The sequence below is a fragment of the Paenibacillus sp. GM2 genome, from assembly GCF_900069005.2.
Lineage (GTDB): Bacteria > Bacillota > Bacilli > Paenibacillales > Paenibacillaceae > Fontibacillus.
Map to the genome: position 1 here is coordinate 1,890,733 of NZ_LN831279.1, position 13,278 is coordinate 1,904,010.

At 51.9% G+C, this 13,278-nt stretch carries 9 protein-coding genes; 2 read left to right on the forward strand and 7 right to left on the reverse strand.

Annotated features, from left to right (window positions below):
• Positions 1–58: 58 nt before the first annotated feature.
• The 6 genes from BN1360_RS18295 to BN1360_RS18320 form a co-directional block, all read right to left on the reverse strand.
• Positions 59–1,402 (reverse strand): FAD-dependent oxidoreductase, encoded by a 1,344-nt coding sequence (locus tag BN1360_RS18295; RefSeq protein WP_068781279.1) that lies wholly within the window; start codon positions 1,400–1,402, stop codon positions 59–61.
• Positions 1,403–1,406: 4 nt separating this feature from the next.
• Positions 1,407–3,518 (reverse strand): MGH1-like glycoside hydrolase domain-containing protein, encoded by a 2,112-nt coding sequence (locus BN1360_RS18300; RefSeq protein ID WP_068781280.1) that lies wholly within the window; start codon positions 3,516–3,518, stop codon positions 1,407–1,409.
• Between the two features lie 36 nt (positions 3,519–3,554).
• On the reverse strand, positions 3,555–5,084 hold the full coding sequence (locus BN1360_RS18305; RefSeq protein WP_068781281.1) for an extracellular solute-binding protein: 1,530 nt from the start codon (positions 5,082–5,084) through the stop codon (positions 3,555–3,557).
• A gap of 51 nt (positions 5,085–5,135) precedes the next feature.
• Positions 5,136–6,008 (reverse strand): carbohydrate ABC transporter permease, encoded by an 873-nt coding sequence (locus BN1360_RS18310; RefSeq protein WP_068781282.1) that lies wholly within the window; start codon positions 6,006–6,008, stop codon positions 5,136–5,138.
• 3 nt (positions 6,009–6,011) lie between these two features.
• Complete coding sequence (locus BN1360_RS18315; protein ID WP_068781283.1) at positions 6,012–6,971, reverse strand: ABC transporter permease; 960 nt, start codon at positions 6,969–6,971, stop codon at positions 6,012–6,014.
• Between the two features lie 260 nt (positions 6,972–7,231).
• Positions 7,232–9,523 (reverse strand): helix-turn-helix domain-containing protein, encoded by a 2,292-nt coding sequence (locus BN1360_RS18320; RefSeq protein ID WP_068781284.1) that lies wholly within the window; start codon positions 9,521–9,523, stop codon positions 7,232–7,234.
• A 190-nt stretch (positions 9,524–9,713) separates the two neighbouring features.
• Between BN1360_RS18320 and BN1360_RS18325 the strand changes: the two genes are divergently transcribed.
• Positions 9,714–9,893, forward strand: a complete 180-nt coding sequence (locus tag BN1360_RS18325; protein ID WP_068781285.1) for a hypothetical protein — start codon at positions 9,714–9,716, stop codon at positions 9,891–9,893.
• A gap of 42 nt (positions 9,894–9,935) precedes the next feature.
• Here the strand turns inward: BN1360_RS18325 and BN1360_RS18330 are convergent, their stop codons facing one another.
• Entirely contained in the window at positions 9,936–10,853 is a 918-nt protein-coding gene (locus tag BN1360_RS18330; RefSeq protein ID WP_068781286.1) for an AraC family transcriptional regulator, read from the reverse strand.
• Between the two features lie 133 nt (positions 10,854–10,986).
• Between BN1360_RS18330 and BN1360_RS18335 the strand changes: the two genes are divergently transcribed.
• Positions 10,987–12,972: an alpha-amylase family protein gene (locus BN1360_RS18335; protein ID WP_068781287.1), complete on the forward strand. Its 1,986-nt coding sequence runs from the start codon at positions 10,987–10,989 to the stop codon at positions 12,970–12,972.
• The last annotated feature ends 306 nt before the right edge of the window (positions 12,973–13,278 follow it).

Below are 13,278 nucleotides of genomic sequence, written 5' to 3' on the forward strand. Positions count from 1 at the left end.
ACTGGAATACAACCACCTCACTGTAAGCGTTTTCTAGGATGATGGGATTTTTACCATCTTATCGGGCCTCTTCTGCCCATGCAGGGCTGGCCGGCATAGCAATCCGCTTCACCTCCCCTTCTACAAATTGCCCCCGCAGCTGCAGGATGAACCGGATATGAGGGCTCTCCACCTGCCTGACATCCTGGAGCCCTTGCAAGACATAGAGCGCAGCGGCCGTTCCCGCCGCTTCCCCGATCGCACTGACCGAGGCCATAATCCGATAAGAACTGTGGGCTTCATGAGTACCGCTGATGCATCGGGAGCTTAGCAATAGATTGGTGCAGCCCTTGGGAATAAGCGAACGGTATGGAATATGGTAGTAGCCTGGCTCCGGAATGCTTTCGAGCCGGCTAGCGCCTCCATCCGGACTATGAATATCCAGGGAATAGGCGCAAGCGGCCACCATATCCTCAAAGCGCCGGCTCTCAAGACAGTCCTCTGCCGTCAATTCATATTCCCCAACGATTCGCCGCCCCTCCCGGATTCCCAGCTTGGGGGCGATATATTCCAGCTTGGCATGATGGAAAGCCGGATGCTGCCGGATCGCTTCAAACAGCTCCTGCGCTTGGCGGATTCCTTCTTCCTTCCCCCGAATCAGCGTCTTTGGACGGGTCGGGTCTACATCCAGCACCGAGGTCGAATTAAACAGCAGGGACTCGCCGTCCGGATAAGGAAAACAGGTGATGCTCTGCCGCGGGTTGCTGGTGAGGCCTGCTGCTTTCCTATCAAGGTAATAAGGCAGCAGCTCCCTGCGCAGCGAATGAATGGCTGACCATTGCCGAATATCCGGCTCCTTCAGCCGGGAGCAGTCAACCCCGCTGACCTTGAAAGTCGCAGTGGCGGATTGCAGCCTGCCATCGCCTTCTCTGCCCAGCTTGTATTGCAAGCCCGCCAACGCGGAAAGATTGCCGTCGGCAGTGGCATCGAGATAGATTTTGGCGGTAACCGTTGTGGTCCGGCTGCCCTGAAGATGCAGACGGACAATTCGTCCGTCCTTCGTATCCACTTGGGACACCTGGCAGTGGGTCCATAACGTCAGGGTCGGTTCGGAGGCCAATAGCCTCTCATATGCAGCCTTCAAATCCCGCTCATCATAGGTTGGAACGAGCTTCTCATTGTAATGCGTGTACGAGGCGGGGAACAGCTCCCGGTGAATGCCGCTAGTAATCGGTCTTCCCCAGGAATCCCGGAAGTTGCATATTAAGGACACGCTTGAGAATACGCCGGTTCCCCCAACTTCATCGGCTTGCTCAAGCAGCAGCACCTTCATCTGCAATCTTGCGGCAGCAAGCGCCGCGCTGATCCCTCCGACGCCCGCACCCGCGATGATCATATCAAAATCATAAGACTCCTTGTTCATATGGTTATACCTCCTGAATGTGCAGCTTCTCTCCCCCTGCGGAAAACCGGCCTGCCAGCACCCGTTGCGGGGCACCGCTATAGACGATGCCGCCATCGCAGGAAATCTCGCAAAAGCCGGGGCTCATGCTGATGTCCAGGCTATGTCCCCGGAACAGGAAGCCAGAAACTCGCACCGAACCTTCTTCCGGCGGATTTGGATGCATCCACAAGCTGCCGTCCAATCCCGGTTCGATTCCCGCCATCCCGAACAGCAGAGCTTCCATCCCCGATAGACCTGCTACTACATTGGCCCGTTTATGCGCAGGTACAGCCGGTCGATCGCAATAATGCTCCTGCGGATAGTAAGGCAGATGCTGCCCCATCCACAATAAACGCTTAAGCACGTTCCACGCCGGCCCACTCTGACCTTTTTCCCATAAAGTCAAAGCCAGCATCGGTCCGTCCCCGGTATATGATCCGCTGCCGGACCAGTCCGGATCGTTCTGCTCATAATGAAGTTCGTCCCTGGCAGATACACTGCTGACCCCGTAAGCGCCGAGGAACGCACCGTCTGCAACCTGTCTGAGCATTCCGTCCATCATCGTCCCGGTGCAGGCACCAAAGCGCATAGCGTCATAATATTGGATCGAGTAGATGATTTCCTCATGCCCTTCGGGATAGAGCGCTTTGAACCAGCCAGCCTCTTCATCCCACAGATGTTCCCGGATGGACCGCCGAATCCGCTCCGCTTTTTCCTGCCACTCCTTGATCGGCTCATGGTTCGCTTCCAAATGCGCCGCCAGCTCTGCCAGACGGTCGTAGCTCCAGGCCCGCTCGGCATTCGGGCTGGCTACGATATGCTCGTAGCCCGCTCCGCGCATTTCCAGCAAATTGTGCTGCAGGCCGTAATCCAGCAAATCATTCCACTCGGCCAGGTGCTGGTCATCATGCAGCGTCAGCAGCCTCACTGTCGGGAACAGCTCGCTCCCCTCCCCGTGAAGCAAAATAGCGGACCAGGCAAAATGGATAAAGGACCACATGCTATAGGAATAAGGAACGTCCGCTCCTCTGCCGCTTGGGGCAAACCGGGAGTGGCGGTCAATTCCGCTTGCCACCATCAGCCTGGCCAATTCCAGGCTTTTCTCCGGGCCAAGCAGCAGAACCATCGTCTTAGCTGCATAGCCGCCAACATCCCACGGATAGCAGCATATGCCTGCCCCCTCCACACCGGATACCGCAGGAAACGGCGTCATAGCGAACTCCGGGTTCTCCCATAAACAGACGAGACCGCTAATTAACGACCGTTTATAGTAATCTTCCAGACCGGGGATGTCGGATTGCAAGGAAGGCAGACGTTGGCCGGCTTCCTCCAATCTTTTCTTCCAACCCGCTGTTGTCCGCAGCTCCAGCTCTGCCAGCGTATCATCCGTGTAGTATGCCACTCCAGACTCGGTCATAAGGAGGGCCAGACGAACCTCCAGCTCCTCCCCATCGGCCAGCTCCGCTTCCCAAGCTCCTTCCTGCAATAGAGTTACTCGAGCCTGCTCATTCTCCCAAATTCCTGACACCGCAAAGGCCAGCTTTTCAGATTCGCTTTTGCTGCCATCGATCCCCAATTCCTGAGCGGGGGATGCTGCCGTCTCCGGCCAGCCATAGTCCCACCTGTCATAAGCCACATAAGCCGGTTTGTCTGGTGCTACTTGCGGACATAAGCTGATCGGTACCGAACTTCCGCTGCGGTTGCGGACGATTACCTTCAACACAAATCCATGAGCATTCAACAAGGGAACGAGCTCGCTGCGAACGCTTAAGGAAATCAACCTTTCCCTGACAAAATGGTGGTAGGTGCCTCGGCGGATAATCCGATCAGGGCGCCAGTGCTCTTCAGCGTAAAGCACTCCGCAGTCTCCCTTGCCCAGGTTTCCAGTATCCTCAATTTCGTGACCGTTCGCGAACATTCGAATCCCGATCTGCAGATTTTTAGCAGCAAAAGGGGGCGAGTAACACCCCTTGACCCCCATTACCGTATTTCGCTCTGGAGCTACGGTGCTATAACCGCTGCATACCCAAATATGCTCTTTAGGTGCAAGGCTAGCCCGCAGATCAAATGCAAAGTCCTCCAGCAAATAACTCATAACGCACCTCATTTTCTTGAAATAGCCATAGCCCGATTATTTCTCAGCCTGCTTTGCGTACAGCTCCGTGTAATCCTGGATCATTTGATCCCCACCCTGAGAGCGCCACTTCTCCACTTCTTTATTGAAGCCGTCTTCATCCAGAGTTCCCATAATGAATTTGACACGGGCGTCAGCGATGATCTTGTTCAGCTCCGTCCCCTTCTCCACCGCCGTTTGAGAGATCAAAGGCTCCACCGGGTTGGATATAGCTATGGCCTCGTTGTCTTTCATCATCGTGCGGAATTTATTGTCCGCTTCCCCTTTCCCTTTCCAGATCATCAGCGAGCCGTCATAGGTAGGCAGCTGCTTCAGCGGAGACACCTCATTGGCATACGCTGTCTGGTCAGAGATGGCCGGTTCGCCGTCTTCCCCCTTCGTGTAATGAACCCCTTCGATCCCCCATGTCCAGGTATACATCATTTCGTCATCGACGATCTTATCGAAGAAACCAAGCAGCTGCTTCAGCTCTGCCTCTGACTTGACTGTAGCCTTCGGAAATACAAACATTCCATTATACCCCGTGGTTGCAAATACCCGTTCCCCTTTTGGTCCTTCAATTCTGCTGAAAATATCGATCTTGGCGTCAGGATTCGCCTTCTTCAACTCGTTGCCTCCGGTGATCACAAAGTCAAGGGTTGTGAACAGCATCCCGGCCTTGCCCTGGAAAAATTGCTCTTGCTGTTTGCTGATTTTAGTGGCCGCAAAATCCTGATTTATCAGCTTTTCCTCATACAGCTTCCTATAGAACTTCATGGCTTCCATATTTTCCTCGGTCATAAACTCGGGTACCGCTTTGCCATCCTGAATATCCCATTGGTTGGGCGCACCGAAGAAGGAGGCGATGGTCTGGAATCCAAGCAGACCTGTGGAGCCTGCGCCACCGGAATCCTCGGCTTCTACCAGCCCGAATGTATCGTCTTTGCCATTTTTGTCCGGATCGTCTAGCGCGAATGCGCGAATAACATTGTAGAGCTCATCGATCGTCTTGGGCTGCTGCAGGCCAAGATTCTCCAGCCAATCCTGCCGAAAGGTGATGCCCTGGCGGGCCAGCGCTCTGGCGCGGTACAAACCATAAACCTTGCCATCTACTGAGATATTGTTCAGTACCTGTTCATTGGTGTTGTACTTGCTCAGGTTAGGATAGTCCTTAAGATAAGGTCCGATCTCCCAAAACATGCCCGACCGCTCCGCATTGATGATTGATGAGGATTTGGTGTCCGCGATCATCAATACTTGAGGCAGATCATTGGAGGCGATAGAAACGTTGATCTTGTCATTGTAGGCAGACGCGGGAACCCAAGTAATATTAAGCTTGGTATTCGTATACTCCTCGATCTTCTTGATAATCGGATTGTCAGCCTTGGGCGGCTCGGTCGAGGAATACTGATTCATCATGGTAAATGAAAGCTTTCCGCCTGCCTGTGAGCCCTTTCCTTCCTGATTGCTTCCGCACGCTGACAAGCTTGCTACTGCCAGAATGGTTAACAGACTCATTAGGAACACTTTGTAGCTTAGCTGCTTCATGTCTTACTCCCCCTCGTTATACTAAAAATATTATATTAAAAGATGAACAAGTCATCCCTTAACCGAACCCAGCAGCACTCCTTTGGCAAAGTGCTTTTGCAGGAATGGATATATGGACAGGATCGGAACGGTAGAGAACACGATAACCGCCATATTGATAATTTTAGATGGTGGAGGAGGCGCCTCATTCATATCAGACAACCCCTTCTCCGATAGAATCACAATCTGTCTTAACAAAACCTGGATGGGCCATTTTTTCGAGTCATTGATATACAAAATAGCGCTCAGAAAAGTGTTCCAATGCGTTACGGCGTAAAACAGGGAAAAGGTAGCCAGCGCAGGCAGAGACAGAGGGATAACAATGCGGAATAAAATCCCAAGGTCATTGCAACCGTCGATCTTGGCCGATTCCTCCAGGCCATCAGGCAGCTGCTGGAAGAAATTTTTGATAATGATCATATTAAAAGCACTGATCGCGCTAGGAATAATCAGCGCCCAGTAAGTATTGGTCAGGTGCAGCTCTTTGACAATCAAAAAAGTAGGCACAATCCCGGCGTTAAATAACATCGTGAAGATAACCATAAGCATGACGGGTCGGCGTCCATAGAGATCTTTACGGGCAAGCGGGTAGGCCATTAACACGGTCAGCAGCAGGTTGACCAATGTGCCGATCACCGTCACCCCGATGGTCACCGCCAGGCTGCGAAGCAATATCGGAGTGGAGAAAATATAACGGTAGCCCTCCAGCGAAAATTTTGTTGGAAATATAAGAAAACTCTTGGACAGCACCTCCTGCTCGGTCGCAAAGGAGATCAGGATGATGTAAATAAACGGAATGATCATCACCGCTGATACCACTAGCAGGATGGCGAGATTAAGTCCGTCAAACAGATGGGTGCTCCAGCTTCGATTCTTTTGATTCATCGCTTAATACACCCCTTCCTCGCCGAATCTTTTGGCCAACCAGTTGGAACTGATGACTAACACAAATCCAACCAGCGATTTGAAAAGCCCCACAGCGGTGCTGAAGCTGAACTGCCCTTGCGTAATCCCCGCCGTATATACATAAGTATCAAATACTTCTCCCACCTCGCGGTTAATCGGATTCAGCATCAGGAAGATCTGCTCGAAGCCCGTATCCAGGAAGCTGCCCAGCCGAAGGATGAAAAGAATGACAATCGTGGAGCGTATAGCTGGCAGCGTCACATTCCACAGTTGTCGCAGCCGGCCTGCACCGTCCATCTTTGCCGCTTCATATAGCTGAGGATCGACCCCTGCCAGCGCAGCGAGGAATATAATCGTTCCCCAGCCCGTCTCCTTCCAAATAACTTCCAAGGTAATCATCGGCCTGAACCAGCCCGCACTGGCGAGGAAATTGATCTTCTCCCCTCCCATCGCCATGATGGCTTCATTCACTAATCCGCCGTCAATGGTAAAGAAGGTATAAGCGATGCCGACGACCACGACCCATGAGACAAAATGCGGGATGTAGATCACGGTCTGTATAGCCCGTTTTAATTTGTCCCGGCGCACTTCATTAATCATAAGAGAGAGCAGAATCGGTGCCGGAAAGAAAAATAAAATATTGTATCCGGCCAACACCAGGGTATTCCGTAAAAGCATCCAGAACGCGGGGTCATGGAACAGCCGCTCGAAGTGCTTCATGCCCACCCAGTTACTGCCGAAAAAGCCCAAGAAAGGCTGGTAATCCTTAAAAGCTAACAGAAGTCCCCACATCGGGAGGTATTTGAATAATAGAAAATAAAGCACCCCGGGAGCCAGCATCCCGTATAGCCATTTGTTTCTCCGTATCTGTCCCCAGAAGTAGGTTCGTTTTCTGATCGGGGCAGATATTTCAATCGCAAGATTTGCTTTGCTTTGATTCATCTTCGACTCCACCTTCGTGTTATTTGTGCGGTACCCTCAAGATAAGCGCCCCGGCAAGCCGGCGTCTATAATCAAGGGATAATCATCAGGAAAGATGTTTGCCGCTGTGTGGAATATAATCAGAATCACGTATGGAATAATCATGGGAATGCCTCCGCCGCCCCTCTTTTGCCTCTCCTTTGCCCCCCTTCGTAACCTCACAATAAAAAAAACCCGACGACGGGCTGGCAGCCTATCGCGGGAGTCTTCGACTGGAGCGTTCATATTTTCGAATTGCCATGCAATTTCCGGTATTGTCCGGGCGTCATATTCTCCATCTTGCGAAAGAAGCGAATAAAGTTCTGAGGATTGGTATAGGTTAGCCGATCCGCAATATCCCCGATCTTCATATCCGTTTCGATCAGCCATTGCTTCGCCATGTGCAAGCGATAGTTCTGCAGGTACTCGCTGAAGCTGATCCCTTTTTCCCGGCTGAACAGCGGGCCTAAATGGTTGGGATGATAATTCAATTGCTTGGCGCAAGCTTCAAGCGTAAGCTCAGTATCGAAGTTCTGATGGATCATATTCGTGAGCTGGTCCGATAATTTCTTGGCATGAGACTTGCTCTGCTGCTCCAATCTGCATATGATCGGAGCGATAACGGTATCGTTAAACCAAAGGCGGATTTCCTCCCGGGATTTTAGATCAAGCAATCTGTCAAAAAGCTGCTTTTCCTGTTCGGGCGGAAACTCTGCGGCGGAATCCTGCTTCGTATCCGCTGCTGCTGTCTCGGATTGTCCCAGCTCCGTCAGCATCGTGTACAGCCTGACCAATGCCATCCGGTATTGGCGCCAGTCGGCTTGCTCTGCGAAGATCAAGCTAATGCAGTGTTCCAGCAGCTCTTCGGCTCTTGTTCGCTCCGCGAGCTTAACGGCGTCGTAGAGCTCTTTTGCTGCACGGTGCGGGAACACACTGGACACCAGGTCGTTAGGCTGGACGTCATCGATAAACAGCACCGATTCTGTGCCAAACCGAATCTTATAGCGAAGCGCCTCCAGTGCTTGCTCGGCAGACTCAGAAATTTCGGCGAACCGTTTTTGGGGGCGGCTGATGCCGATGCTAATATGCAGCTTCAAGTATTGCAGCACGGTTGTCTGAATCAGCTCCGCTACGGTAAATAACCGGCTCTTGTACTCCACATCTGTCGATCCGGTACCTCCGATCACGGTAATTTGGGATTGCTCCAGCAGCACAGGATCCAGCCTTTCCTCGGGAGGGATCAGCTCGCCGACGATATTGGCGATGGCGAAGAGCAGCAGATCACGGTCGTTTTCGCTGTATTGGGACTTCTCCAGCGCATCGATCTGAATGGCAAGTGCGGCATGCCAGCTCCAATCGATGGGGTAGCCATATTCTTTCAGTCTGGCTGATAGCTGAGATTCTTTCTGTTCGCCGCGGATTAGCTTCATAACGAAAAACTGCTTCAGCTCCCGCACTTGCCCTGTCAGCTGTGCCAAGAGGCGGGATTCCGTCTGCAGCATGGATTGCAGACGATAGCCAATCATCGCAAACTCATCGGTGCGGGCTTCATCTGGCGGATCCCCAAACCTGTTGGCTATCGTTGCGACCAGCTTCCCAATCGGCCGATAGAACTTCCGGGAACCAAGCCATGCCAGACCGCCGGTGATCAGAACCATGAGCAGGCATACAAACAGAGTAACCCAGCCTATAGAGCGGGAATCTCGGGTAATATCCTTAATGGAAATAGCGGAGACATAAGTCCAGCCATTATAACTTGACTTGCGAATGATCACGCTGGTGTTGTCTCCATCCAGCTCAACGTTAAATTGCCCTTCTGTTTCACTTTGCCTTTGCATCTTGGCCACGAGCTGCTCCAAGCCGGATTGCTGTAGCTTCTGATCACTCCGGGACAATAGCTGGTAAGCTTGATCCATAACCATAATGCTGCCAAGCTGATTGTCGGCTGTCAGAAGGTTGGCCAACTGCGATTCAGCGATGGTCACGATAGCCAAGCCATCGGCTTTCAGCGAATTCAGCGGGATTTTTTTCACAAGGCTAATGCTTGGCGAACTCTCGTTCTTGTCCGTTACCCAAACGGAAAATGAAGGCAGCTTCTCGTACCCTAGAAGATCATCCAGATTCGACACATCGTCGAATGTAAAAATATTGTTGTTGTCGACGCCCCATTGCCCCCTCAAATTGAGCACCGTCATATTGTTTATGGTTAGCTCGAAGGTTTGGCTGCGCACCATGTTCTGGTACATTTCACTATAAACCTGATAATGCTCTGCTGAATATGGGAGCGACATGGCATTTACCACAAGAGGCGAGCTAATATACTGCGTAACCGAATGATCGATCGTCTTGAGAGTTTGCTCCACGCGAAGTTGAGTCTGCTGAAGCGCCGCCATGCTGCTCTGGTTCACCTTGTCCTGAACGATTGAGGAAGCTTTGTAATATGATATAATTCCAACTATAATCACTGGAATAGAGCCAATCAGCAGACTATACATTAAGAGACGGGTGTAATAATTGCCGGAACGAATTTTCATAGCATCTCCCTTGTAAGCGATTTCATTTATGTTTCTCCTATTATAGAGATGAGATGGAAAGAAGTCTATAATCAGGGCATAATCATTAGAACGGGTGTCGCCGCTTGAATCCTCGATTTCCTCCCTTGTGATCTACTTCCTAGTTCCAAACGGATATCCGGCAATATGAAGCAGAAAGGAGAAGAACCTTATGAATGATTTTCGCAACCCGCCTGGACAATACGATCCCCATGTACACAAGCAGCGGCATGAAGAGAAGCAAAAAATGGGAGTCGGCAGCCTAAAGGAAGTATTATGGGACTTAGTCAGTTTACTTATTGCCTTGGGAATAATGGTATTGATTTTTTGCATGTTTAGATTTTTCTTTTAAGTGGACACGCCAATCATGTAAAATGCGATGATATGCTCCGTATCATCCGTCAAGTTGTTCCTGCTCCCCGGAAGCTTCCTCTCCCTTCCTCTGCTGACGAAGCATCAGCCGATAAGCCCCAGGTGTCATGCCCAGCTTGGCTGTAAACAGTCGTACCATATAGTTGGGATCGCGGATTCCTACCTTTTCCGCGATCTCGGAAATGCCAAGCACCGTTCCTCCCAACAGTTTTTTGGCCTCCTCCAGGCGCAGGTGCAGTACATACTGCAGCGGGGTTTTGCCGATATGTCTCTTCATGCATCTCGTGATGTAATTGGCCTGGAAATGCAAGCTTGCTTCCAATTCTGCAAGCTGGAACGGCTGCCTCCAATGTTCGTTCAAATACGCTACGGCAGCCCTGGCCAGCCGCAAGGATGGCTCCGGTTCGAACGTCCGCACACACTCTGCCTGCAATGCCGCGAACAGCTCGGCCAGCAAGAGATGGAGCCGAAGTGCAGTTTCTACATTTAACCCATTGTGGATATCGTCCAACTCGCGCAGCAGCGGCTCTATGCTTTGTACATCGACGGCAGCGAATTTCGGCAAGTACACCCGCTGCTGCGAGGATGGCTCGACATCCTCGTTCGTGCCTTTGGACAGCAGGGTCGACCAAGGAATATCCTCCTGTCGGATATGTGCCGCCGGATGTCCATGGACGAAATGCACCCAATAAATCTCCGTATCCTCCGAGCAGGAGCGATGCCCGAAATGCGGCAGCCCCGCTTCCAGCACAAGCATCTTTCCTGCGCCAATTTCATATTCCGTCTCTTCTTCCGTCATATAGAGCGTTCCCCGCGTTACCAGAAGCAGGTCGTATACGCCAAAGATACGGGCGAAATGCTGATCTCCCGGCTTCCATACGGCATGTCCTGCCATTAAAAATTGCGGCAGTGGCGGAATGGCAAATTCCAGACAATACACGTTGATTCTCTCCAATCTACAAGTCCGTTTTGTGCTATTCAAAGTTTATATTATCACTGGTTGCGCCCCGGTAAAAGAGGTACATTGAACACAAGAAATCGTTCTAATCTACCGCTAAAGGGGCTGTTCACACATGCGTTTTCGCCAAGTTCATCTCGACTTTCATACTTCTGAGGCCATCCCGGGCATCGGAAGCCAGTTTTCCAGATCACAGTTCCAGAATATGCTGCGTATTGGTCATGTTGATTCGATTACTGTCTTTTCGAAATGCCATCACGGCTGGGCTTACCATCCCAGTGAAGCTAATACGATGCATCCGCATCTCTCATTCGACCTGCTCGGCGAAATGATTGACTCCGCTCATGAAATCGGCGTTAAAACCCCCGTCTATCTCTCCGCAGGCCTCGACGAAAAGCTGGCCAGACGCCATCCCGAATGGCTAATCCGTGATGCAGAGGATCGAACACGCTGGGTGAGAGATTTTATGACGCCAGGCTACCACGAATTTTGCTTTAATACCCCTTATCTGGACCTCCTGCTGGCTCAAATCCATGAGATCGTGTCCAACTATGATGCGGACGGCATCTTCCTCGACATCGTCGGGATTCGCGAATGCCGATGCCAGTATTGCGTGGCCGCGCTTCGGGAGGCCGGACAGGATCCGCGCGACGAAGCAGCCGTAGCCGCCTTGGGCGAACGAACTTACCTGAACTATACCCGGCGAGTGCGGGAAACTATCGATGCTGTCAAGCCCGGCCTTCCGGTCTTTCATAACAGCAGTCATCAACTGCGGGGCCGCCGTGATCTTGCTCGTGTTAACAGCCATCTGGAGCTTGAATCGCTGCCAACCGGGGGCTGGGGTTATGATCACTTTCCGCTTTCGGCGCGTTACGTCCAGTCGCTGGGCATGGACTATCTGGGCATGACGGGCAAGTTCCACACCTCCTGGGGCGAATTCGGCGGGTACAAGCATCCGAACGCGCTTCGCTTCGAGACGGCGCTTAGCCTCGCTCATGGCGCCAAATGCTCGATCGGCGACCAGCTTCATCCTTCGGGACAGATGGATGAAGCAACCTATGCCCTGATCGGCGCCGCCTATGCTGAAGTAGAAGCAAAAGAGCCGTGGTGTCGTAACACTTCATCCGTGGCAGACATCGCCGTCTTGTCACTGGAAGCGGCTCGGGAAGCCTGCCCGGACACCCTGCAGCAGGACCAGCAAGCCAACCTGGCTGATGCAGGCGCAGTGCGAATTCTGACCGAAGGTCATTATTTGTACGACATCGTGGATGTCGATGCGGATTTCAGCCGTTACAAAGTGTTGGTCCTCCCCGATGAGGTGCCGGTATGGCCGGAATTAAGGGATCTCATCAACCAATTTACAGCGAACGGCGGAAAAGTTCTGGCTACAGGGCGTTCCGGCCTAAATGCGGCCGGCGATACCTTTATGCTTGAACTGGGATTGAACTGGAAAGGTGCTAACCCGTACCAGCCATCCTATTTTCATCCGCAGTTCTCCCCGGGCCCCCTTCTGCCTGCTTCTTATGTGATGTACAGTGAAGGACAACTGGTGGAGCTTAACGGAGGCCGTTCGCTTGGCCGACGGGAGAATCCGTATTTCAACCGCGACGTCTTTACCTTCAGCTCGCATTTGCATACCCCAAGCGCCGGGGAGGATAACGGGCCCGGTATGATTGAAAGCCAAAGCGGCATCTATATCGCCTGGAATGTATTCGGCGACTATGCCGACAACGGCCACCTCGTCCTGAAGGAGACAGTATTGCACGCTCTTTCCCGGCTGCTGCCGCAGCCGTCCCTGCGCTGCGATTTGCCAGCCCGGGGTATCGCGACACTGCAATATCAAGCGGAGGAAAACCGCTATATCCATCACTTATTGTATGCCGCCCCTGTGCTGAAGGGGCGTGTTGAAGTCATCGAGGACATCGTGCCGCTGCAGAAGGTTGCCGTCAGTTTGCGTCTGCCCGCTTCCGCTGCAATGAAGCGGGTCTATCTGGCCCCCTCTATGGAGGAACTTCCCTATAAGACCGGCGAGTATGGCGAAATCAAGTATACGGTTCCTTACTTAGAGAATCATCAGATGGTCGTATTGGAGCTGGTGTAAGCTCAAAGTAAACCACCCTGCCGGCCCTTTTCACAAGGCGGCTCGCAGCATATTATAAAAGGGGCATCTTAAAGGTCGATTTCCGGCCTGTAGATGCCCTTTTGCGTGGGCAACAATCTTGATATGCCCATATTTTCGAGCTGATCTATCGGACAATGATTGACCGTTAACTAGGTGCGATAACGTTGCTTTCCATGTTTAATTGGAAAATTGCTGTGCGAAGCTCTCGCGCATAACATGCCATACTGCTGTCAGGTTAGATCTGATAAAATTCGGATATAGTTACAAAGACATAAATCGATCTAT